General features: G+C 70.1%; 22 protein-coding genes. 14 read left to right on the top strand and 8 right to left on the bottom strand.

Features of this window, described 5'->3' with window-relative positions; all coding sequences use genetic code 11:
• The first annotated feature begins 8 nt into the window (after positions 1–8).
• The 5 genes from ybeY (at position 9) to ACFY36_RS49830 (ending at position 5331) form a co-directional block, all read left to right on the top strand.
• Positions 9–479, top strand: coding sequence for an rRNA maturation RNase YbeY (gene ybeY, locus ACFY36_RS49850; RefSeq protein ID WP_499752962.1), 471 nt, complete (start codon positions 9–11; stop codon positions 477–479).
• 6 nt (positions 480–485) lie between these two features.
• Positions 486–1868, top strand: coding sequence for a hemolysin family protein (locus tag ACFY36_RS49845; protein ID WP_499752961.1), 1383 nt, complete (start codon positions 486–488; stop codon positions 1866–1868).
• Positions 1861–2241: a cytidine deaminase-like protein gene (locus ACFY36_RS49840; protein ID WP_499752960.1), complete on the top strand. Its 381-nt coding sequence runs from the start codon at positions 1861–1863 to the stop codon at positions 2239–2241. The genes ACFY36_RS49845 and ACFY36_RS49840 overlap by 8 nt, the downstream gene beginning before the upstream one ends.
• Positions 2242–3215: 974 nt before the next feature.
• Positions 3216–4169: a GTPase Era gene (gene era / locus ACFY36_RS49835; RefSeq protein WP_499753029.1), complete on the top strand. Its 954-nt coding sequence runs from the start codon at positions 3216–3218 to the stop codon at positions 4167–4169.
• Positions 4170–4251: 82 nt separating this feature from the next.
• Positions 4252–5331, top strand: a complete 1080-nt coding sequence (locus ACFY36_RS49830) for an acyltransferase family protein (protein WP_499752959.1) — start codon at positions 4252–4254, stop codon at positions 5329–5331.
• A 67-nt stretch (positions 5332–5398) separates the two neighbouring features.
• On the opposite strand, the gene ACFY36_RS49825 is transcribed toward ACFY36_RS49830, so the two are convergent.
• Both ACFY36_RS49825 and ACFY36_RS49820 read right to left on the bottom strand, forming a co-directional pair.
• Complete coding sequence (locus ACFY36_RS49825; protein ID WP_499752958.1) at positions 5399–6133, bottom strand: thioesterase family protein; 735 nt, start codon at positions 6131–6133, stop codon at positions 5399–5401.
• A 7-nt stretch (positions 6134–6140) separates the two neighbouring features.
• The gene (locus ACFY36_RS49820) at positions 6141–6926 is read right to left on the bottom strand and encodes a DUF4097 family beta strand repeat-containing protein (protein ID WP_499752957.1); all 786 of its coding nucleotides are present in this window, start codon (positions 6924–6926) and stop codon (positions 6141–6143) included.
• 109 nt (positions 6927–7035) lie between these two features.
• Between ACFY36_RS49820 and recO the strand changes: the two genes are divergently transcribed.
• A complete protein-coding gene (gene recO, locus ACFY36_RS49815) occupies positions 7036–7815 on the top strand; it encodes a DNA repair protein RecO (RefSeq protein WP_499752956.1) in 780 nt (259 codons plus the stop codon).
• Complete coding sequence (locus ACFY36_RS49810) at positions 7812–8594, top strand: isoprenyl transferase (protein WP_499752955.1); 783 nt, start codon at positions 7812–7814, stop codon at positions 8592–8594. The genes recO and ACFY36_RS49810 overlap by 4 nt, the downstream gene beginning before the upstream one ends.
• On the opposite strand, the gene ACFY36_RS49805 is transcribed toward ACFY36_RS49810, so the two are convergent.
• A complete protein-coding gene (locus tag ACFY36_RS49805; protein WP_499752954.1) occupies positions 8581–9258 on the bottom strand; it encodes an HAD family hydrolase in 678 nt (225 codons plus the stop codon). The genes ACFY36_RS49810 and ACFY36_RS49805 overlap by 14 nt on opposite strands.
• Positions 9255–9548 carry an MTH1187 family thiamine-binding protein gene (locus tag ACFY36_RS49800; RefSeq protein ID WP_097320239.1) on the bottom strand — a complete coding sequence of 98 codons (294 nt, stop codon included), beginning with the start codon at positions 9546–9548 and terminating at the stop codon, positions 9255–9257. The genes ACFY36_RS49805 and ACFY36_RS49800 overlap by 4 nt, the downstream gene beginning before the upstream one ends.
• Before the next feature lie 147 nt (positions 9549–9695).
• Here ACFY36_RS49800 and ACFY36_RS49795 point away from each other — a divergent pair, with 147 nt between their 5' ends.
• Positions 9696–9929, top strand: coding sequence for a type II toxin-antitoxin system VapB family antitoxin (locus ACFY36_RS49795; RefSeq protein WP_499752953.1), 234 nt, complete (start codon positions 9696–9698; stop codon positions 9927–9929).
• Positions 9926–10408 (top strand): PIN domain-containing protein, encoded by a 483-nt coding sequence (locus ACFY36_RS49790; RefSeq protein ID WP_499752952.1) that lies wholly within the window; start codon positions 9926–9928, stop codon positions 10406–10408. Before ACFY36_RS49795 ends, ACFY36_RS49790 begins: the two co-directional genes overlap by 4 nt.
• Here ACFY36_RS49790 and ACFY36_RS49785 read toward each other — a convergent pair.
• On the bottom strand, positions 10336–11016 hold the full coding sequence (locus ACFY36_RS49785) for an NADPH-dependent F420 reductase (protein WP_499752951.1): 681 nt from the start codon (positions 11014–11016) through the stop codon (positions 10336–10338). The two genes, ACFY36_RS49790 and ACFY36_RS49785, sit on opposite strands and share 73 nt — an antisense overlap.
• Before the next feature lie 59 nt (positions 11017–11075).
• On the opposite strand from ACFY36_RS49785, the gene ACFY36_RS49780 reads away from it, so the two are divergent.
• From ACFY36_RS49780 to ACFY36_RS49770, 3 genes are all read left to right on the top strand, one after another.
• Positions 11076–11921, top strand: coding sequence for an aldo/keto reductase (locus ACFY36_RS49780; protein WP_499752950.1), 846 nt, complete (start codon positions 11076–11078; stop codon positions 11919–11921).
• 12 nt (positions 11922–11933) lie between these two features.
• Positions 11934–13937: an NACHT domain-containing protein gene (locus ACFY36_RS49775; protein WP_499752949.1), complete on the top strand. Its 2004-nt coding sequence runs from the start codon at positions 11934–11936 to the stop codon at positions 13935–13937.
• A 102-nt stretch (positions 13938–14039) separates the two neighbouring features.
• Positions 14040–16217 (top strand): hypothetical protein, encoded by a 2178-nt coding sequence (locus tag ACFY36_RS49770; protein WP_499752948.1) that lies wholly within the window; start codon positions 14040–14042, stop codon positions 16215–16217.
• Here ACFY36_RS49770 and ACFY36_RS49765 read toward each other — a convergent pair.
• Genes ACFY36_RS49765 through ACFY36_RS49755 form a run of 3 tightly spaced genes read right to left on the bottom strand, consistent with a single transcriptional unit; the run spans position 16206 to position 19359 of the window.
• Complete coding sequence (locus ACFY36_RS49765; RefSeq protein WP_499752947.1) at positions 16206–17123, bottom strand: 5,10-methylenetetrahydrofolate reductase; 918 nt, start codon at positions 17121–17123, stop codon at positions 16206–16208. The two genes, ACFY36_RS49770 and ACFY36_RS49765, sit on opposite strands and share 12 nt — an antisense overlap.
• A 23-nt stretch (positions 17124–17146) precedes the next feature.
• Entirely contained in the window at positions 17147–17644 is a 498-nt protein-coding gene (locus tag ACFY36_RS49760) for a hypothetical protein (protein WP_499752946.1), read from the bottom strand.
• Positions 17641–19359 (bottom strand): CehA/McbA family metallohydrolase domain-containing protein, encoded by a 1719-nt coding sequence (locus ACFY36_RS49755; RefSeq protein WP_499752945.1) that lies wholly within the window; start codon positions 19357–19359, stop codon positions 17641–17643. The genes ACFY36_RS49760 and ACFY36_RS49755 overlap by 4 nt, the downstream gene beginning before the upstream one ends.
• Before the next feature lie 174 nt (positions 19360–19533).
• Here ACFY36_RS49755 and ACFY36_RS49750 point away from each other — a divergent pair, with 174 nt between their 5' ends.
• On the top strand, positions 19534–20238 hold the full coding sequence (locus ACFY36_RS49750) for an ABC transporter ATP-binding protein (RefSeq protein ID WP_499752944.1): 705 nt from the start codon (positions 19534–19536) through the stop codon (positions 20236–20238).
• The gene (locus ACFY36_RS49745; RefSeq protein ID WP_499752943.1) at positions 20235–20951 is read left to right on the top strand and encodes an ABC transporter permease; all 717 of its coding nucleotides are present in this window, start codon (positions 20235–20237) and stop codon (positions 20949–20951) included. The genes ACFY36_RS49750 and ACFY36_RS49745 overlap by 4 nt, the downstream gene beginning before the upstream one ends.
• Positions 20952–21047: the final 96 nt, after the last annotated feature.

Genomic DNA, 21047 nt, shown 5'->3' with positions numbered 1-21047 from the left:
GCACCACTATGTCCATCGAGATCGCCAACGAGTCGGGAGTCGAGGTCGACACCGACGCGATCCTCGCGGTGGCCCGGTACGCGCTCGACGAGATGGGGGTCAACCCGCTCGCGGAGCTGTCGATCCTGCTCGTCGACATCGAATACATGGCCGAGCTGAACCATCGCTGGATGGGTGGTGACGGGCCCACCGACGTTCTCGCGTTCCCGATGGACGAGGGCAGCGTCGACCACGGTCCCGGCGAGGCCGGCGCCGGTGAGCCGGCGCTGCTGGGCGACATCGTGCTCGCCCCCGAGGTGGCCGCGAAACAGGCCGCCGCGGCCGGGCACTCCGCCGCCGACGAGCTGCACCTGCTGACCGTGCACGGCGCGCTGCACCTGCTCGGTTACGACCACGCCGAGCCGGAGGAGGAGCGCGAGATGTTCGGGCTGCAGAACCGCCTGCTCCAAAGCTGGCGGGCCGGCCGGAAGACCGGCTGACGCGCCGTGGACCCCGCCAATCTAATCGCGGCAGGCTCGGCCGGCGTCTCGGCCGGCCTGCCGGACCTGCAACTGATCATCTTCGCGGTGCTGCTGGTGCTGCTGGCCGGCCTCGCCTCGATGGCCGACGCGGCCCTCGGCTCGGTGTCGCCGGCCCGCGCGGCCGAGATGGCCCGGGAGGGTGAGCGTGGGGCCGGTGCGCTGGCCGCGGTCGCCTCCGATGTCGTACGTCACCTGAATCTCCTGCTCCTGCTGCGGCTGCTCTGTGAGCTGACCGCGACCACGCTGGTCGCTCTGGTCGCGGTGGACAGCTGGGGCATCGGCTGGACCGCCGCCCTGGTCACCGCGGGAACGATGACCGTGGTGAGCTTCGTGGTGGTGGGGGTGGCCCCGCGCACGGTGGGGCGCCAGCACGCGTACGCGGTGGGCCGCGCGGCGGCGCCGCTCGTGCGGTGGCTGGGCAAGGTCCTCAACCCGCTGGCCTCGCTGCTGATCCTCATCGGTAACGCGGTGACGCCCGGCAAGGGCTTCCCCGAGGGACCGTTCGGCAGCCAGGTGGAGCTGCGGGAGCTGGTCGACCTGGCCGAGCAGCGCGGCGTCGTCGAGCACGGCGAACGCGAGATGATCCACTCGGTCTTCACGCTGGGCGACACGATCGCCCGCGAGGTGATGGTGCCGCGCACCGAGATGGTGTGGATCGAGGGCTCGAAGACGCTCCAGCAGGCGCTCTACCTGTTCCTGCGCTCGGGCTTCTCGCGCATCCCGGTGATCGGCGAGAGCGTCGACGACGTGCTGGGCCTGCTCTACCTGAAAGACGTGATCCGGCGCACCCAGTCGGGCGACCCGGCGTCGACGGCCGAGGCGGTGGCCGACCTGATGCGGCCGGCGACCTTCGTGCCCGAGTCGAAACCGGTCGACGACCTGCTGTCGGAGATGCAGGCGGCCCGCACCCACCTGGTCATCGTGGTGGACGAGTACGGTGGCACGGCCGGTCTGGTCACGATCGAGGACATCCTCGAGGAGATCGTCGGCGAAATCACCGACGAGTACGACGTCGAGCGCCCGCCGGTGGAGCACCTGCCCGACGGCGCGGTGCGGGTGACGGCCCGGCTGCCGATCGAGGATCTCGGCGAGATCTTCGGGGTGGAGCTGCCGGCCGACGAGGTCGAGACGGTGGGTGGCCTGCTGGCCCAGGCGCTGGGCCGGGTGCCGATCCCGGGCGCGACCGTCGACGTGGGCGGCCTGCACCTGGTCGCCGAGGGAACCACCGGCCGGCGCAACCGGATCGACTCGGTGCTGGTGCGCCGGGTCGAGCCGCAGCCGGACGAAGAGAAAGCCGAGTCGCCTGCCGACTCCGAGGACGAGGAAAGACAAACCGCGGATGCCTGACACTTTCGCCGCTGCCGCCGTTCCGGCGAGCGACGGCGGCGCCTTGAGCGCCGAGGACAACAAGCTGGTCACCCTGGCGCGATCGGCCCGGGCCCGGGTGGGCGCGGCCGAGGGCGCGGCGGTGAGGGACCAGGACGGGCGCACGTACGCGGCGGCCACGGTCGCGCTGCCGTCCCTGCAGATCAGCGCCCTTCAGCTGGCGGTGGCGTCGGCGGTGGCCTCGGGCGCGACGAAGATCGAGGCAGCGGCGGTGGTGACCGAGGCGGACGACCTGGAAGGCGCGGGCCACGCGGCGGTGCGCGACCTGGCGCCGGCGGCCCCGGTGCACGTGGCGGGCCCGTCCGGAACGCTCCGCGGAACGGTGACGGCATGAGCGACGCACGCGAGGACCGCCCGGGCACGGCACGCCAGAGCGACGAGCGCCCGGGCGCGGTGCGCCGGAGCGACGACAAGGGCCGCGGTCAGCGGACCACGGACGGCAAGCGTTCCAGCGCCGGAGGAAAGCGGGCCGGCGCCGAGGGCAAGAGGCCTGGGGCCGAGGGCAAGAGGCCTGGGGCCGAGGGCAAGAGGCCTGGGGCCGAGGGCAAGAGGCCTGGGGCCGAGGGTAAGCGGGCCGGCGCTGATGGCAAGCGGCCGGTGGCTGACGGGGAACGGCGGCTGACGGCGGGGGAGCGGAACGAGCTTCGCCGGCAGGAGCGGCGCGTTGCCCGCCGGGCGGAGAGCGCGGGCGGCTCGGGATCGGGCCGCGGCGCGGGTCAGCGCGGCGGCGCGGGTCAGCGTGGCGGCGCGGGTCAGCGTGGCGGCGCGGGTCAGCGTGGCGGGGCGGCTGGGCCGGGTGCGGGTCAGCGTGGCGGTGCCTCCGGGTCGGGTGCGAGTCAGCGTGGCGATGCGTCCGGGTCGGGTGCGAGTCAACGTGGTGGTGCCGCTGGGTCCGCTGCGCGTGGTCGTGCCGCAGGGCCTGGTTCGGGTGCGCGCGGCAGTGCGGGAGAGCTGCGCGAAGGTCAGCGTGGCGGTGCCGTCGAGGCGACGGAGCGCGGCGGTGCCATCGAGTCGGGTGTGCGCGGCGGTGTGGCCGGTCAGAGCGCGCCTGCGCGTGGCGGGTCGGGTCAAGGTGTGGCTGGGCGCCGCGGTGTGTCGGCCCGGGGTGGGGCGGGTGCCGGTAAGGCGCCTGACACGCGGCCGCGGGATGTGACGCTTGCCGGGGACGCGAAGGTTCGGAAGCCTCGGGCTGGTGCCGGCTTCGGCCGTGGGCGGTCCGCCGGAGGTGAGAAGGCGGCGCGGCCTGAGTCTGGCGTGACGGACACGAGGCGTAAACCGGAAATTGTTGCTCAGAGTGACTCCCGCAGTGTGGACGTCACCGAGCGTGGGCCCCGTAAGAAGCGGCATCGTCACCAGGAAGCGTCGCGGGCCGAGGTTGTCGACGACGTTTACCGCGCCGGGTTCGCGTGTTTCGTCGGGCGGCCGAACGCCGGCAAGAGCACGCTGACGAACGCGATCATCGGGCAGAAGATCGCCATCACGTCGAACAAGCCGCAGACCACGCGGCACGTGATCCGGGGGATTCTGCATCAAGAGAACGCGCAGCTCGTACTGGTCGACACGCCTGGTCTGCACCGTCCGCGGACGCTGCTCGGCGAGCGGCTGAACGATCTTGTGCGCGAGGTGTGGAGCGAGGTCGACGTGATCGGCGTCTGCTTCCCGGCCGACGAGCCGGTGGGGCGTGGCGACCGGTTCATCTCGGCCGAGATGGCCGAGCTGAAAGCGACGATCATCGCGGTCGTGACCAAGGTCGACCTGGTCGATCCGGCGACGCTGGCCAAGCATTTGCTTGCGGTGAGTGAGCTGTACGATTTCGCCGAGATCGTCCCGGTAAGCGCGGTGTCCGGGCATCAGGTGCAGACGCTGGTGGACGTTCTCGTCAAGCACCTGCCGGAGTCGCCGCAGCTCTATCCGGACGACGTGCTGACCGACGAGCCCGAGCAGGTGCTGATCGCCGAGCTGATCCGCGAGGCCGCGCTCGAGGGCGTTCGCGACGAGCTGCCGCACTCCATCGCCGTACTCGTCGAGGAAATGATGGTCGAGAACGGCGTCACGAAGATCTTCGCGGACATCTACGTGGAGCGGGACAGCCAGAAGTCGATCGTGATCGGCGCCCGGGGAGCGCGTCTCAAGGACGTCGGCAGCCAGGCCCGCACGGAGATCGAGAACCTGCTCGGCACCCGCGTGTATCTCGATCTTCATGTTCGGGTAGCGAAAGAGTGGCAGCGGGACCCACGGCAGCTGCGTAAGCTAGGTTTTTGATCTAAATAGGACAATCTTTCAATTATGGGATAACTCACGCTGATTTGCGGGTCTGGTCCGGAATTGGGTAACAACGAACCCTATGCGGAACCGGTACCTGGACCTCTTGCGTGCCGTGGCAACCGCCCGGGTGGTGATCTACCACTCCAGCGGCTGGGCGGCCCTGACGATCGTCTTCCCGGCCATGTCGGTCATGTTCGCCCTGGCCGGGAGCATGATGGCGGCCTCCCTCGACCGTTACGGCCCGTGGGCGGTCGAGCGGCGCCTGCACCGGCTGCTGCCGGCGCTATGGGTGCTGGTGGGCGTCGCCGTCCCGTTCATGCTGATCGGCGGGATGGCCTGGGACTGGAAGGTGCTGCTCTGGGCCTTTCCGGTCGAGGACCCGCCGGCCGCCGGGTTCTGGCTCGAGGGCCTGGCCGCGATGTGGTACCTGCGGGACTTCCTGTGGTTCGTGTTGCTGTCCCCGCTCGTACTGCCCCTGTTCCGCCGTTTCCCGATCCCGACGCTCCTTGCCCCCTACGCCGGCCTGGCGGTGATCACCTTCGCCGGCCTGACGCCGCCGGCGATCTTGAGAGACCTTTGCCTGTACGGCAGCGCGTGGCTCCTGGGCTTCGCCCACAACGACGGCATGCTGACCCGTCACGGCTTGTCGCGGATCCGCTTCCTCTACCGGTACCGCTGGTGGCTGGCCGGCACGCTGGGCGCCGCGGGCGCGGCCTGGGCGCTGACCCATCCGGGCCCGCGAGGGCTCGACCTCAACGACATCCCGCTGGCCAACGCGCTGTGGTCGACCGCGTTCATCCTGATCGCGCTCAGCGTGAACCCGCGCATCCCGTCGTGGCGGGTGCTGACGGTGCTGAACGCCCGAGCGCTGACCATCTACCTGTGGCACGTGCCGTTCATCCTGCTGGTGGTACGCCTGGCCAACGCGACCGGCCTGCCCATCTTCGGCTGGGTAGGCATCTCCTGGCGCCTGATCCTGGTGACGGCCATGCTGGCCGTGGCCGTGATGGCCGTGGGCTGGATCGAGGACCTGTCAGCGGGCCGCCGCCCGTCCCTGCTGCCGGGCCGCCGCCCCCGCGCGGTCCCGGTCTCCCCGGCGCCCGCCTTCACCGACATGGCCGTCACCGTGCCCGCACCCCGAGCCCGAGCGACTGAGTAAGCCACTTCCGCCCGACAACGACTGTTCTGCCGGAATGGCGCTGGAAAGACGACGCCCTGCGGCGCCTTCAGCGGGAGCGCACGACCAAAGGCTGGGTTACCTGGCCCAGCGCGCCCTCGGCGTCGTACAGCTCGCCGGTGCACAAACCCAAGCCGTCGTCGCTCAGGGCTGTTCGGCAGGACAGGTGGACCCAGTCGCCGGACGGGGCTCGCAGCAAGGCTGTGCTCATGGTTGGCGGGATCGACAGCCACTTGTCCAAAGGGAGGACCGCCGATATGCCGTTGGCCGAGTCGGCGATGATCAGGGCCCGGTCCTGGCCTGTGAGGTCGGTGCCGTCCACCAACTCGTGCTTCACCCTGGTCCAGAGGCTTGTCTTGTCCGTGGCCCGCCACTCGATGGCCTGACCGTAGCCCCAGTCCGGCTTCTCCGGGAAGAAGACGTCGGCCGTTGCCGGCAGCGGATCGGCCGTCGTGGTCTCCGTGATCACGGGTGGCTGCGGGCCGGGGGCGATGTGCCAGGCGCGGGCGATCACCGCCGTACGGCCGTCAATGATCATGTGGGCTTCGTTGAGGGTGGTGAGCCGGCCCGGCTTGAGCGGGGACACCTCGATCCGGAGATCCTTGCGGGGGATCGGGCCCAGGAAGTCCACCGAGATGCGGGCCAGGCGCTGGCCCTCGACGGTCAGCAGCCGGCCCAGCAGGGCGGCCGGTGGGCCGCCGTGCTGCATCTCGGTGTCCCACGGGCTCTCGGTCGACTTGGTCGGGCGGAACCGGTCGTCGCCGAGCGGGAGATAGAAGCTCATGCTCCGATCATGGCGTTGCGACCAGCATCGCGTCACCACTGGCCGTGCGCAGATCGATCGTGTTCTTGGCCGCCGGGTCGCTGGTGAGGCCCTGCACGCCGTCGTCGCCGGAGCCGGTCTGTGTGGTGATCTTGTAGGCGCCCTGCGGGACCCGCACGTTGACGTCGCCGCTGGTGGTCGTCGCCTTCACCGAGGCCGGGACGGTCAGTGAGGCGTTGATGTCGCCCGAGGTGAGCTTGAGGTCGAGCGCGCCCGCCGCGTCCAGCACGTTCACGTCGCCCGACGTCGACTGGACGGTCACCTTGTCCTTGGCGTTCAGAACCCGTACGTCACCCGAAGTCGCTCTCAGAAGCACCGGACCCGCCGGCTCCTGCAGGGTGATGTCGCCCGACGTGAGCTTGATGTCGGTGGCGCCGACGCCGGTCAGGAGGACGTCACCGGAGCGCAGATCACCGCGCACGGCCACCCCGGCGGGGGCCTCGACCTCGTACGACACCGAGCAGTCGACGCCGCACGAGGTGTCCAGCAGCAGGACCGAGCCGTCGAGCCGGTAGGAGTCGCCGGGGTCGGAGCTGTTGCGGATCACGCGCTTGATCGTGGTCTCGGACACGGCGCCCGTGGTGATGGCCACGTCACCGGCGCCACCGGTCAGGCGGATCTCGGTGATCTTCGTCTTCTCGACGTCGTTGTAGGTCAGGGTGGCCCCGACGACCCCGCCGCACGCGGTCAGGCCGGCCGTGGCGGCGCCGATGAGGACGAGGATCCCGGTGCGCCGGGCCCAGGTGGTGGTCATGGTTGTGACGCTATGGCCCCGCCACCCGGTGGCACCATCGGAGCCCTCCCCGAGATGACCCTGAGATCCGGGTCAGGGTCTGTCGTACCCACGGGGCAGAATGACTGTCGTGCCCGCCGGATACCGACGCCATCTCTACCGCGACGACGCGGTGGTCCTGCGCGTGCAAAAGCTGGGCGAGAGCGACCGGATCATCACGCTGCTGACCCGCCGCCACGGCCGCCTGCGCGCGGTCGCCCGCGGCGTGCGGCGCACCACGTCGCGCTTCGGGGCCCGGCTCGAGCCGTTCGGTCACATCGACCTTCAGCTGGCCGGGTCGCCCGAGGGGGTGGGCAGCGCGCTGCATTCGGTGAGCCAGGTCGAGGCGGTCGCGCTCTACGGCAAGCAGTTCCTGGGCGACTACCCGCGATACACGGCGGCCAGCGCGATCGCCGAGACGGCCGAGCGGCTCACCCCGGTCGAGCGCGAGCCGTCGCTGCGGCTGTTCCAGCTCACGCTGGGCGCGCTCAAGGCCCTGGCCGTCGGTGAGCACGCGGGCAGCCTGGTCCTCGACGCCTATCTGCTGCGCGGCATGGCCGTGGCCGGCTGGGCGCCGGCCATCGCCGAGTGCGCCGTCTGCGGCACGCCCGGGCCGCACGGGGCGTTCTCCGTCCCCGCGGGCGGATCTGTCTGCCCCGATTGCCGTCCGCCGGGCGCGGCCCATCCGAGTCCGGCCACACTGGGCCTGATGTCCGCTCTGACGGTCGGCGACTGGTCGATCGCCGACGCGGCCGAGGCGGGCGTCCGCCGCGAGTGCAGCGGCCTGGTCGCCGCCCATCTGCAATGGCACATGGAGCGGGCGCTGCGCTCGCTCCCGCTGGTCGATCGACGGGAGAGTCCCACCGCATGACGCCGCGTCCACCCACTCCGCACATCTCCGGCGTGACGCCGCCCGCGCTGCCCAAGGCGGCGCTGCCCAAGCACGTCGCGATCGTCATGGACGGCAACGGCCGCTGGGCCAAGGAGCGCGGCCTGTCCCGCACCAAGGGTCACGAGCAGGGCGAACACTCGCTGTTCGACACCATCGAGGGCGCCATCGAGCTGGGCATTCCCTATCTTTCGGCGTACGCCTTCTCGACCGAGAACTGGAAGCGTTCGCCCGAGGAGGTGCGCTTCCTCATGGGGTTCAACCGCGACGTGATCCGCCGCCGCCGCGACCAGCTGGTCGACCTCGGCGTCCGGGTCGTCTGGTCGGGCCGCCGGGGCCGGCTCTGGAAAAGCGTGATCTCCGAGCTGGAGACGGCGCAGGAGATGTCGAAGAAGAACAAGACGCTCACCCTGCAGTTCTGCGTGAACTACGGTGGGCAGGCCGAGATCGCCGACGCGGCGGCGGCGATCGCCCGCGAGGTGGCCGCGGGCCGGCTCGACCCCGAGAAGGTGAGCGAGAAGACGATCGCGAAACACCTCTACCACCCCGAGGTGCCCGAGGTCGATCTCTTCCTGCGCCCCTCCGGTGAGCAGCGCACCTCGAACTTCCTGCTCTGGCAGTCGGCGTACGCGGAAATGGTCTATCTCGACACCCTCTGGCCCGACTTCGACCGCCGCCACCTCTGGTATGCCTGCGAGTTGTACGCCAGCCGCGACCGCCGCTTCGGCGGCGCGCTGCCCAACCCGGTCAGCCCGACGTAAGAAGCGCCACGGTCGCGTCCACGTCGGACAGATCAGGCAGCACGGCGTGGGCGCCGGCCGCGGCCAGCTCCTCGGCGGCGGTGGACCCGGTGGCGACGGCCACGGCGAGAGCCCCGTTGGCCAGGGCGGCGGTGACGTCGTTGACGGTGTCGCCGATGACGACGGGCCGGAAGCGCTCGCCGTACTTGGCCTCGGCCCGCTCCAGGCTGCGCCGCACCAGCGTGGCCCGCACGGCGTCGTCGGTGCCGTAACCGCCCACCTCGTCGTCGAAGGCCGCGCTCAGCTCGAATGCGGCCACCTTGGCCCGCGCGACCTCCGGCACGTTGCCGGTGACCAGCGTCTGCACGACACCGGGCTGCGATTCGAGACGAGCAAGGACTTCCCGTACGCCTGGCATGAGCGCACCCTGCACGGCGAAGAGATGCTGGGTGCTCTGGACGTTCTCGACGTACCGGAGGAAGAACCGCTCAGGGGTGCAGTCGGTGACCCCATGAGTCGCGAAGACCTCGGCGCAGATGTCCATGTCGGTCCGCCCACCGAAGATCGGCGTCTCCCGCCACGGCACCCCGGTGAGCTCGGTGAACGCCGCCTTCCAGGCGGTGGCGGCCACCCCGCCGCCGCGCAGCAGCGTGTAGTCGATGTCCCACATGACGAGGCGCTTCACTCGGAGAGCACCTTCTCGATGTAGGCGACCTTGGACGTCAGCCCGTCGGTCACACCGGGCCGGATGTCGGCCTTGAGGGACAGGCTGACCCGCCCGCCCTTGGCCCCGACGGCCTCAACGGCCTGCTTGACCACGGCCATGCACTCGTCCCATTCACCCTCGATGGTGGTGAACATGGCATCGGTCCGGTTGGGCAGCCCCGAGGCCCGCACCACCCGAACAGCTTCGGCGACCAGGTCACCCACGGACTCACCCACGCCGATCGGCGTCACAGAAAAGGCAACAAGCACCCCACCATCGTCTCAGCTCCACCCGCCTTGATCACACCGAACCCCTGTTCGAATTCGGGCCAGCTGAGGCGTTGCCGCGCCGATGATGCATGACTATTCTAGTCATGCGTCAGCTTGACATGAGTCCGAGCCGCTATATTCGAGGAGGTGAGCGGCACCATGGGAGCGTTGATGGGCAAGATCGAGATCGAACTTGACGACGAAACGCTGGCCGAGGCCGCCGCATTTCTAGGAACGTCAAGCCCGGAAGACACCGTCAAAGCGGCGGTGCTCGACGTCGTCGAAGGCAAACGCCGCCTCGAGGCATTCGATCGGCTGACTGAGATGGCGGAGGCCGGCGACTTCGATCACTTGCGTGACAAGAAGACCTATCGACGATGAAGGCGCCGACATATCTCGTCGACACCAGCGCCTTCTTCCGGCTGCTCCGCAACCCCGAGCTCAGTGCCATTTGGTATACCGAGATGAGGCACGGGCTTTTCGGGGTTTGCGAGATCACCGAGCTGGAGATCCTTCATGGCGCTCATTCCCGAGCGCATCGGGATCGGCTGGAGGAGGTCCTCAAGAAGTCCTATCAGTGGATCGTCATGCCGGACCGCGTCTGGCCGCGGGCAAAGGTGGTGCAGCGGCTACTCACGCACGGCGGCAGTCACAAATCGGCTGGCCCGGTCGACTTGCTCGCCGCGGCGGCAGCAGAGGAGCACGTCACCAGATTGCCGCAGTCACCGGCCAAGACGTGCTCTGGGTCGCGGAGCGCGGCTCGATCGACTGATGGACGGTGCCGCCGTCAGCGTTGGGCGGCGGCCAGCGCCTCGCGGATGGTGGTGGCGTTGGCCGGGGTGCCGATCGGGTTCTCGTAGGTGCCGTACGGCGGGCCGTAGACGGGCTGGCCGGGCTCCTGGCGCCACGAGTCGGCCAGGGAGCCTGTGTCGACCGTGTCGTATCCGATGGCGTTGAGGAAGTCGGTGGTGGTCTTCTTGGCGGCCTCGTCGTCGCCGGCGATGGGGAGGGCTGAGCGCTCCGGGGAGTCGGCGGGGCGGGCGAGGGAGGCCAGGTGGTTGAAGTTGATGTTGTTGAAGACCTTCACCAGCTTGGCGCCGGCCAGGTGGTCCTGCTCCAAGGAGGCGCTGGTGGTCTGCTTGGTGTCCAGGGCCTCGACGTTGCCGTCGCGCTGGGGGTAGTAGTTGTTCGTGTCCAGCACCACCTTGCCGGCCAGTTCGGCGGCGGGGAGCTGGGTGAACGCCTTGAACGGGACGCTCACCACGACGATGTCGCCGGCGGTGGCGGCCTCGGTGGCGGTGGCGGCTCGGGCCTTCGGGCCCAGCTCGTCGACGAGGTCCTTGAGCGTCTCGGGGCCGCGGGAGTTGCTCACCACGACGTCGTAGCCGGCGGCGACGGCCAGCCGTGCCACGGTGCCGCCGATGTAGCCGCTGCCGATGAAACCGATTGTCGTCATACTCGGCGACAACCCTCGGCGATCGTCATTGATTCCGACCAAGAACGGGTGTGAGGCGCTAGCGTGCCACGGTGACGAATGCGGACGCGGCGGGCACGTGGAAACTCGGGGACACCGTTGTCAGGCGGATGGGGTTCGGGTCGATGCGGCTCACCCCGCGCCGGGACACCTCGGTCGCGATCAAGGTGTTGCGGACAGCGGTCGAGCTCGGGGTCGACCACATCGACACGGCGGCCTTCTACGTGTCGCCGGGTGGCGTCCTCGACGTCGGTGACGGTGACCCGCGCTATGCCACCGAGTTGATCCGGGAGGCGCTCAAGCCGTACCCCCAAGGATTGGTCATCGCGACCAAGGTCGGTCCGTGGGCCGAAACGGGGGCCGGCCTGCGGGCCCACGTCGAGGAGAACCTGCGGCGGCTCGGAGTCGAGCGGCTCGACCTGGTCAACCTGCGGCTGACCCGGCGGGGCGGCTCGGTCGCGGAACGGTTCGGGGTGCTGGCCGACCTGCGCCGCGAAGGGCTCATCCGTGACCTCGGGATCTCGAACGCCACGCTCGAACAGGTGGATGAGGCTTCCGCGATCGCGCCCGTGGTGTGCGTACAGAACAGCTATGCCCTTGATCTTCGGCGGGATGACGAGATGGTGCCGGCGCTGGCCGAGAGGGGCATCGCCTTCGTGCCGTTCTTCGCGATCGCCGGGCCCCGGCGCGAGGACGGGGCGAGTCAAGACCATGACGAGGCCGTACGCCGGGTCGCGCGCACGCATGGGGTGACGCCTCACCAGGTGCGGCTCGCGTGGACGCTCCATCAAGGACCGAACGTGCTGGCGATTCCCGGCACGGGCGACGAGCGGCATCTGCGGGAGAACATCGCGGCCGGTGCGATCCGGCTGAGCCCGGAGGAACTGGCGATGCTCTGAAAGAATTCGCGGATGGGCCGAGCGACCGCGCAGGTGGTGCTCGGCGTGGTGGGCGGGATGATCATCGTGCCGGTCGCGGTCAACGTGGCCACCGGCGGGGAACTGCCCGGCGCGCTGCGGCCTTTCGGGTTCCTGCTCTGGCCGGCGGCCGCGCTCTGCCTGCTGCTCATCATCGTTCTGGGGCTGGGGGACAGGCGGCGGCCACCGCCGCGGCGGGACGATCCGCGCAATGCCGGGCTCGCGCTGGCGCGGGTGGCGCACTACGTCGAGCAGCGGCGGAGCGGGCTGCTCTCGGCGCGGATCCCGCTGACGTTGGACGAGCGGCCCGGGGCGGTGCGGCGGCCGGTGCATCTGGTGCAGCGGATCGGCGGCACGGAGTTCCAGATCTCCGGCGAGGCCGGCGGGGTCGGCGTGATCGATGTCTTTGATCAGATGAGCGGGTCGATGCTGATTCTCGGTGCGCCGGGGGCGGGGAAGACCACGCAGCTGCTCGACCTCGCGGCCGCGCTCCTCGACCGGGAAGGTGAGCGGATCCCGGTCGTGCTGGACCTGGCCGACTGGTCGCAGCCGCGGTGGTCGTGGCGGCGGCCGGACCGGGCGCCGGACGACTTCCGCAGATGGCTCGAATCGCAACTGGACGACCGTTACCGGATTCCGGCCGCGGTCGCGCGGGCCTGGCTCGACGACGACCGGTTCGTGCTGCTCTTCGACGGGCTGGACGAGGTGCGGGAGTCCTATCGCGACCGTTGCGTCTCGGAGATCAACAAGCTGGAGGCGGCGAGCGTCGTCGTCTGCAGCCGGGAGGCCGACTACGAGCGGCTCACCGAGCGGCTGAGACTGCAGGGCGCGGTGGTGATCCGCCCGCTGGCCGGCGAGCTGCTGACCACGCCGCTGATGTTCGACGTGGTGCGCATGGCCGGCGGCGGCCGGGACACGGGGGCGCTCTTCGACGCGTACATCGTGGAGATGCTGGCCCGGCGCCGGGGACAGGAGACCGAGTCCCCGGAGCGGGCGTTGCGGGCCGTGCGGGCGCTCGCCCAAGCTTCCGTACGTCTCGACGCCGGCGCCCGGGTGGCCCGGCTCAACTTCGTCACCCTGGGCGAGGCGCTCGACGAGCCGGCCGCCCAGGTCGCCCGCCGCCGGCTGCTGCCGCTGGGCGGCACGATCGGCGCGATCATCTGCTCGGTGACGATGGCCCTGTTCGCCGGATGGGTTCCGGGCATGGTCGTCGCCGCCGTCTCCGCGGCGCCGTTGGTGATGTGGCGTCCCGAGCCGCCGTCGGCGCGATGGCGCTTCCGATGGCCGGTCGTGATCGTCTACGCGCTCGCGGTGGCCGTGACCGGCTCGGCGGTGTCGGCCGCGCTGGTGTGGTGGTCCCGGCACAGCACGGGATCCTGGCAGGCCGCGACCGTCATCGACATCCTGATCGCGCTGGTCGCGGTGGCCATGGTGGCCCGGGCCGGATTTCTGGGGAGGCGCGCCTTCGTCCTCCTCCTGGCCTACGGCGTGGTGGCGGCCGTCCTCGTGGCGTGGCGCGGCCTCGGTCCGGGAGCGCAGACCGGCCTGGTGGTCGGCGTGCTGACGGCGACGAACCTGGCCCTCTTCTCGCTCACCGTGTGCTTCCCGTCCGGCCCGCCGCAGCGCCGGCACCTGCCGACCCGGCTGGCGGTCCTGGCCATCACCGCCGCCCCGCTGCTGGCCACGTCGACCTGGTGGACGGCCGCTTCCGGCCCGGCACTCGGCGGCTTCGCGGCCGGCCTCTTCGCCGGGCTGTCCTTCGGCGCCTTCTTCGCGGTGGTTCCCGCCCCGGGCGTACTGGCCTGGGTCGCCCTGCGCGCCGTCGGCGAGCCCTATCCGTGGCGACCAGGTCTGCTGCGCTTCGCCGCCGACCGGAGCCTGCTCGTCGACACCGACGAGGGCCACCGCTTCGTGCACCTGCTGATCCGGAACCACCTGGCCGCCTGTGACCCGGCCGAGCTCGGCGCGGCCGTGGAGCGGCGCCGAGCCGAGCGGTGAGAGTGGCCCTTTCGGTGTATTGCGGTCCGGTTGCCCATTACGGAGACAATCGATGTCCCTCGTCGCGGCGGAAGGGTGCGGATGGGCCGAGCGGTGTTGCGGGTGCTCCAAGTCCTGTTCGGCGTGGTGGGTGGCCTGATCGTGGTCCCGACGGCGATCAATGTGACGACCGGCGGCGAGTTGCCGGAGCGCCTGCGGCCGTTCGCGGGCTGGCTGTGGCCGGCCGCCGTCACCTGCCTGGTCCTGGTCGTCGGACTGGAGCTGTGGGACAAGCTCCGCCCGGGCGGATCGGAGATCTCGCCGCACCGGCCGGATGATCCGAAGAACATCGGGCGAGCGCTCAAACAGGTGTCGGCCTACGTCGGGGCGCGGCGCGGTGGGCTGCTGGCGGGACGGATATGGCTGCACTTCGACGAGCGCCCGTCCGCGGTTCGCCAGCCGCTGCACATGGTGCAGCGGGTAAGCGGCACGGAGTTCCGTCTCTCGCCGGAGACCGGAATGATCGACGTCTTCGATCAGATGGACGAGTCGATGCTGATCCTGGGTGCTCCCGGCTCGGGCAAGACGACCCAGCTGCTCGACCTCGCGGCCGATCTGATCGTCCGCGCCGAACGGAACGGCGGGAAGGTGCCGGTCGTCCTCGACCTCGCGAGCTGGGCCCGGCCACGGCGACGGTGGCTGCCGTGGCCGCGCCGGCCTGACCGCGGTCCCGTCGGCTTCACCGAATGGCTGATCTCCGAACTCCAGCGCCACTATCGGATCCCGGTCCCGATCGGCCGGGCCTGGCTCGACGAGGGCCGGCTCGCTCTGTTGCTCGACGGCTTGGACGAGGTCCGTGAGGAGTTTCAGGAGCGGTGTGTCGCCGAGATCAACGCGGTGCAGACGGGAACCCGGCTGACGCAGGTCGTGGTGTGCAGCCGGGAGGCCGACTACGACCGGCTGGCCGCGCGCCTGCGGTTGCAGGGCGCCGTGGTCATCCGTCCACTGGCGAAGGAAGAGGTGGTCGAGTTCCTGGCGGCGTCGAGCCGTTCGCCGGCCGAGGCGGCCGCCGTTCTCGACGAGGACGCCGACCTGTGGGAGCTGCTGACGACGCCGTTGATGCTCAACGTGGTGATGCTGGCTCAAGGGCAGGAGAACTGGCAGGCAGTCGTCCGGCAGGACGACCCGGCGGAGCGACGGCGGCTCCTGTTCGACGCCTACGTGGTCGAGGTGCTGGCGCGGCGCCGCAACCGTGAAGTGGAGATTCCCCGGCGCGCCGTCCAGGCCGTCCGCACCCTGGCCAGGGCCTCCGCCGGGCGACGCGAAGGCGTCGGGGTCCCCCGGTTCGAGGTCGACGGCGAGGGCCGCGGACGAGTGTTCCCGGAGCCCGCGGTCGACGTCATCCGGTTGTGGCTGACTCCGCTCGGATGCACCATCGCCGCCCTGGTCAGCGTCTCCGCGGCGACCGTGTTCGTCAGCGCGTGGGCGGGCTGGGCCGTCGCGGTCGTCCACTGCCCGTTCCTGCTGGTCGTGTCGTGGGGGTATCGGCCGTCCGCGCGCCGCGAACTCGCCGGCAAGGCCGCTTTCGCCGGCTATCTGGCCCTGGTGACCGTGACCACCGCCGTGTGCGCCACCGGCCTCATGCTGCTCGCCGAGCGCGTACCGGTTCCGCCCTGGTGGGTGACCTTCCTGCTCATTCTGGGCGGGACGGTGCTCCTCGGCGTTTCGACCGGCAACACCCTCCGCTACGGGGTGATCGGCTTCTTCGGCGCGCTGCTCGTCGCGCCGCTGGTCAGCGATCGGGCGACCGTGCAGGGCGGCGTCATCGGCATCCTGACCGTGCTCACCGTGTTCTGGCTGGTGCTGAACGAGACCGTCTACGAACCCGCGGACGAGGAGAAGGACGATCCGGTCCTCCGCCGGATCCGGCGGGTACGGATCGCGGTCAGCATGCCGTTGCTGTTCGCCGTCCCTCTGGCCGGAACATGGAACGGGCCGTTCTGGTCGTTCCTTCTGGGCGTGGTCATCGGCGCGGTCATCGGCCTCATGATCGCCTTGCTCTTCTTCGTTCTCGCCCGGTCGGTCCCGCTGCGGTTCGCGTTCCGGATCGCCGGCGAACCGAATCCGTGGCGGCGGTCCTTCCTGCGGTTCGCGGTGGATCGGATGCTGCTCGTGCGAACGGAGTCGGAGTACCGCTTCGTCCACCTGCTGATCCGGGACCACCTGGCCGCCTGTGACCCGGTGGAGCTCGGCGCGGCCGTGGAGCGGCGCCGCGCCGAGCTGGCGGGGTCAGCCTCGTAGGAGGGTGGCCACCTCGGCCGCCAGGTCGGTGGCGGCCTCGATCTCGGCCCGGCGGATGGAGACGCTCTCGACGTGGAAGCCGAACGGCAGGCCCAGGCGGGTGCAGAAGCCGTGCAGGTCGCGGGCGATGGCCATGGTCTCGCGGTACGAGTCGGCCAGGGGGTCGGCCGAGTGGCTCAACGTCGTGGCGAGCCAGCGCGGAACGTCCACGCCGAGCCACTTGAGGAACTCCAGCGTCTTCTCCGAGCCGCACAGGGACAGGGTGAAGATGACCGGGCGGGGCATCAGGTCCTGGGCCGCGCACTCGTAGAAGTAGTCCGTCAGCAGGTTCTTCGTCTCGTTCAGGTCGTAGATGACCTGGGTGACGAAGAACGTGCTGCCGCGGCGCTGCTTGGCGATCATGCGGTGGTGCTCGTCGCCGTTACGGGCGTGCCGTTCGCCGATCACCACGGAACCCAACGGCAGGTTCGGCCGTACGGCGGCACGCAGCTCCTGGGCCTGGCGCAGCGTCGTCCGTACGTCCTTGTCGCCCGAGGAGGGGCCCACGAAGACGCTCAGCACGTTGGCGCCGGCCGAGGCCATCCACGCGCTCAGGTCGTCGGGGGCGTATTTGCCGACACAGCGGTAGATGACCGCCGGCCTGTCCCAGGCGCCCAGGAACGAGCTGTGGAAGACCGCGGGGTCCATGGTCGGCAGGTAGGGGAACGGGCGCTCGTCCGGGTTCCGGTCCGACTCGTCGTCGATGTCGTACAGGATGAGGCCGTCGAGATCGAGGCCGGCCAGCCGCTTCACGGTGACCTCGGCGATCTCCTTGACCTTCTCCGGTGTGGCGCTGCGGCGGGGCGGGGTGATGCCGAAAAGCATCACCCCGCCCGTGGCCTGCTCGAGCTTGGACTGCAGAGACATCCGACCAGCGTAGAAAGCGCTGGTCAGTGGTCGGCGCAGCAGGGGGTCGGATCCCGCGTTTCGAACGGCACGAGCACTCCGCCTACGGCCGGGGTCGTGGTCAGCACCAGATCACCGTTCCGGTATTGCGGTCGTACGAAGTCGCGCGTGTCCAAAATGTCTGTCTCGGCCGCGACGCCGGAGCCCAGCACCTCGACCCGGTCGATCGCGCTGATCTTCAGGACCTCGCTGACCGTGAGCCGGCCGACCAGTCGGTCACTGCCCGGAAAAATCACTGCTCGCCCGAATTTTCCGGACGACGCCGCGTCGGCCGCTCCCTGAAGCTCGGCAGCGGTCTCGAACTCGCCTGTCACGCTGATCGCGACGTGCGGGAACGGGCTCTGCACCATGTGCGTGCAGGCCAGCGACGGCGGCGGGTCCAGCGACAGGATCCAGTGGTCGGCTTCCGCCGTCGTGCGGTGACCGAGGCTGACCCCGGCCACCGACGGCGGCGTGGACGCCACTGAGCGGTACAACGTCACCGGCCCGACGGGAGGACGAAGATCGGGTTGGTGTAGAACCACAGGTCGCCCCACGGGTCGGCGTCGCCCACGACGTCGAGCTTGGGACCGTTGGCGTCGACCGACGGGCCGAGCAGGCCGGGCTGCGTGCGCTTGCCGTCGGTGCCGCGGACGCGCACGTAGAACGGCTTGTCCAGGCGGCCCAGAGCGAAGCTCAGCGACACCTTCTTGGCGCCGGCGCTGATCTCGAAGGACTTGACCACCTTGGTGTCGGGGGCCTGGAACGAGTCCTTGTCCTTCACCGGTCCGGTGATGGTGCCGACGATCACGTCGACCCGCTTGAGGACCGGCACGAACTGCGCCCAGTTGGGCACGTCCTGCAGGTCGATCTCGAGGGTCAGCTCGGTGCTGGTGCCCCGCTTGACCTGGTGCACGCCGCCGAGCGGGGTGCCGGTCGAGGAGCGGCGGTCGCCGGCCGTACGGACCCGCGCGTCCAGGCCCTTGATCAGACGGCCGTGGTCGACCCAGACGCGGCCGGCGCGCAGGCCGTCCATGACCGCCTTGTAGCCGAACGAGGTCGCGCCGACGTTCGTACGACCGTAGAAGCCCGGCCAGAAGTCACCGGCGGTGGTCAGCGTCTTGCCGGTGTAGACCGGGTCGTTGTACTTGCCGTTGGCGTCGAAGTTGCTGTCCGGTCCCCGGTCCGACTGGTCCAGGTAGTTGACGTGCGAGTCCGAGTTGACGGTGATCCACCACGCCTTGCCCTCGGCGAGCAGGCTGTCCCAGAGGCCGCCGACGGTGGCCGTCATCCAGTCGAAGCCACCCCAGGTGCGGTAGCTCTCCAGCGGGTAGCCGGCGTACGACGCGGCCGACGGGTTGTTGTCGTAGTAGCCACGCGCGCCGCCGCGGCCGTACGGGGCCGGGATGCCGGCGGCCTGGTGGCCGGGCGCGCCCTCGAAGCCGACGGCGACCGACGGGTCGGCGTCACGCCAGTTGCGGATCTCGTGCGGCGAGTCGATGCCGCGCCGGGCCGGGTGGTTGGCCAGGAACAGCGCGCCGTCGATCTTGCGGGCGCGGACCTGCGAGCCGAGGAACTTGATGCCGGCGATCGCGGCCGCCTCGTTCTGCTCGGTCGTGTTGGTGGCCGGGAGCAGGTTGCCGTCGTACGCGTTCTCGAACTGCTTGAGAACCGAGACCTCGTTCTTGCTCGGGGTCACGAAGACGGTCGCGTGCTCGGCGGCCGGGATGTTCCACTCCAGACCCTGGAAGGTGAGGAGGTCCTTGTACTCCTCGCGGGTCTTGACGATGTCCGGGTTGACCTTCTCCACGCCGATCTTGGCGTGCGCGACGCTGCCGTGGTCGGTGATGACGACCCAGTCCAGGCCGAACGCGCGGCCGTGCCCGGCCTGGTCGATCACCCGGTACTGGGCGTCCGAGCTGTACTGCGTGTGGATGTGGTGGTCGCCGGCGAGCCACTTGAACCCGCCCTTGTCCGAACCACCGCCCACCGGGCCGTGCGAATGCGGCAGGCCCGCGGCCTGCGCGGCCGTGGGCACGGCGAGCACGGAGGCGGCGGCGCCGGCCCCGAGCAGGCCCGCGCCGCGCAGGAAGCCGCGCCGGGAGACGTCGGACGGCGAGAGCTCGCTGTCCGGGATGCTCAGGTCGAGAGCGGGGGCGATGTCGCCTCCGGCGCTCTCGTGCGTGTGGTCGTGATCGTGGTCGTGGCCGTGACCCATGACGATGTTTCTCCCAGCTGAGAGATAGACACATGCTCTTCCCGGCACACGTTGTCCGGATCACGCCAACGCCCGCTGTCGATCTAGTGAAGTACGGGAAAATTACTTTCGTAAGGTCGATCGCTGCCGTTGGTGTCGGGTGCCGGGGGTGCACCCGCTCATAGCGTTCGGCGCATGGCGATAACGCTGGAAAAACTGACTAAGAGGTACGGGCGGACGCTCGCGGTCGACGGTCTCGACCTGGAGGTGCGGCCGGGGCGGGTCACGGGGTTCCTCGGGCCGAACGGGGCCGGCAAGTCGACCACGATGCGGATGGTGCTCGGCCTGGACCGGCCGACGTCGGGGAGCGCGCTGGTCAGCGGCCGGCCCTATGCCGAGCACCGGTGGCCGCTGCGCGAGGTGGGCGCGGTGCTGGAGGCGAAAGCCGCGCATCCGGGGCGTACGGGCCGTAACCACCTGCGGGCGATGGCGCGCAGCAACGCGATCCCGGACCGCCGGGTCGGCGAGGTCCTCGAGATGGTGGGGCTGTCCGACGTGGCGGGGCGGCGGACCGGGACGTACTCGCTCGGCATGGGCCAGCGGCTCGGGATCGCGGGGGCGCTGCTCGGTGACCCGGCGGTGCTGATCCTGGACGAGCCGGTGAACGGGCTCGACCCGGACGGGGTGCGGTGGATCCGCGGGCTCCTGCGCGACCTGGCGGCCGAGGGGCGGACCGTCTTCGTCTCCAGCCACCTGCTGACCGAGATGCAGATGACGGCGTCGCATCTCGTGGTGATCGGCAAGGGGCGGTTGCTGGCCGACGCGCCGATGGACGAGTTGCTGGGCGGGCATGGCTCGCTCGAGGACGCCTACTACGAGCTGACGGAGAGTGCGGCATGAGGGCGGCGATCAGCTCGGAGTGGACGAAGCTGTGGACGACGCGGACGATCTGGTGGGCCCTGCTGGCGGCGTTCGTGCTGATGGCGGCGGCCGCGGGACAGAACGCCCTCTACGTCGAGAACGGCGACGTGCCGGCGTCGTCGGCCGGTGATGTGGCGGTGCTCTCCGTCGCGATCGCGCAGTTGGCGTTCGTGTCGCTGGCCATGCTGGTCATGACCAGCGAGTATTCGGCGCAGACGATCCGGGCCACGCTGAGCTGGATTCCGTCGCGGGGCCGCCTGTTGTCGGCGAAGGTCGTGGTCGTCGCGATGGTCACGCTCGTCGGGGGCCTGATCGCCGGCCTGCTCGGTGGGGTGGTCGCCGCCGGCATCTTGGGCAACTCGTCCGATATCGCGGGTGACGCCACGAAAATCGGGATCTACCTCGCGCTGCTGGGCGTGCTCGCGACCGGGCTGGCGGCGGCGCTGCGCGGGCCGGTGGTCACGTTGGTCGTGCTCCTCATGGTGATCGTGGTGGTCCCGCCCCTGTTGCAGATCCCGGACATCTCCGTTTTGAACGGCATCGCGGATGCCTTCCCCGGCGTCGCGGGCAATCACTTCCTGTCCGGCGACTCCAGCCCGTACCCCCAAGCCGTGGGTCTTGTGATCCTCATGGGATGGACTCTGGCCGCCGTCGGAGTGGGGTGGCGCGTGCTCAAGCGCCGCGACGCCTAGATGTGCATCTGCCAGAGTCGGTTTACATCTGGGTCTGAGTCTTCTGCTTGAGTCTCTCGAAAGGGGTTTGGCCGTCCAGGGCGCCGTGCGGGCGGT

The sequence above is a fragment of the Actinoplanes sp. NPDC000266 genome, assembly GCF_042899005.1.
Taxonomy (GTDB): Bacteria; Actinomycetota; Actinomycetes; order Mycobacteriales; family Micromonosporaceae; genus Actinoplanes.
This window is presented reverse-complemented; position numbering and strand designations above follow the sequence as displayed.

Excerpts from the sequence above, each read along its gene's own strand:
- ACFY36_RS49765 (WP_499752947.1), bottom strand. The coding sequence starts at position 17,123 with ATGTCTCTGCAGTCCAAGCTCGAGCAGGCCACGGGCGGGGTGATGCTT.
- ACFY36_RS49790 (WP_499752952.1), top strand. The coding sequence starts at position 9,926 with ATGAAGGCGCCGACATATCTCGTCGACACCAGCGCCTTCTTCCGGCTG.
- ACFY36_RS49775 (WP_499752949.1), top strand. The coding sequence starts at position 11,934 with ATGGGCCGAGCGACCGCGCAGGTGGTGCTCGGCGTGGTGGGCGGGATG.
- ACFY36_RS49745 (WP_499752943.1), top strand. The coding sequence starts at position 20,235 with ATGAGGGCGGCGATCAGCTCGGAGTGGACGAAGCTGTGGACGACGCGG.
- ACFY36_RS49750 (WP_499752944.1), top strand. The coding sequence starts at position 19,534 with ATGGCGATAACGCTGGAAAAACTGACTAAGAGGTACGGGCGGACGCTC.
- ACFY36_RS49840 (WP_499752960.1), top strand. The coding sequence starts at position 1,861 with ATGCCTGACACTTTCGCCGCTGCCGCCGTTCCGGCGAGCGACGGCGGC.
- ybeY (WP_499752962.1), top strand. The coding sequence starts at position 9 with ATGTCCATCGAGATCGCCAACGAGTCGGGAGTCGAGGTCGACACCGAC.
- ACFY36_RS49825 (WP_499752958.1), bottom strand. The coding sequence starts at position 6,133 with ATGAGCTTCTATCTCCCGCTCGGCGACGACCGGTTCCGCCCGACCAAG.
- ACFY36_RS49830 (WP_499752959.1), top strand. The coding sequence starts at position 4,252 with ATGCGGAACCGGTACCTGGACCTCTTGCGTGCCGTGGCAACCGCCCGG.
- ACFY36_RS49755 (WP_499752945.1), bottom strand. The coding sequence starts at position 19,359 with ATGGGTCACGGCCACGACCACGATCACGACCACACGCACGAGAGCGCC.
- ACFY36_RS49810 (WP_499752955.1), top strand. The coding sequence starts at position 7,812 with ATGACGCCGCGTCCACCCACTCCGCACATCTCCGGCGTGACGCCGCCC.
- ACFY36_RS49820 (WP_499752957.1), bottom strand. The coding sequence starts at position 6,926 with ATGACCACCACCTGGGCCCGGCGCACCGGGATCCTCGTCCTCATCGGC.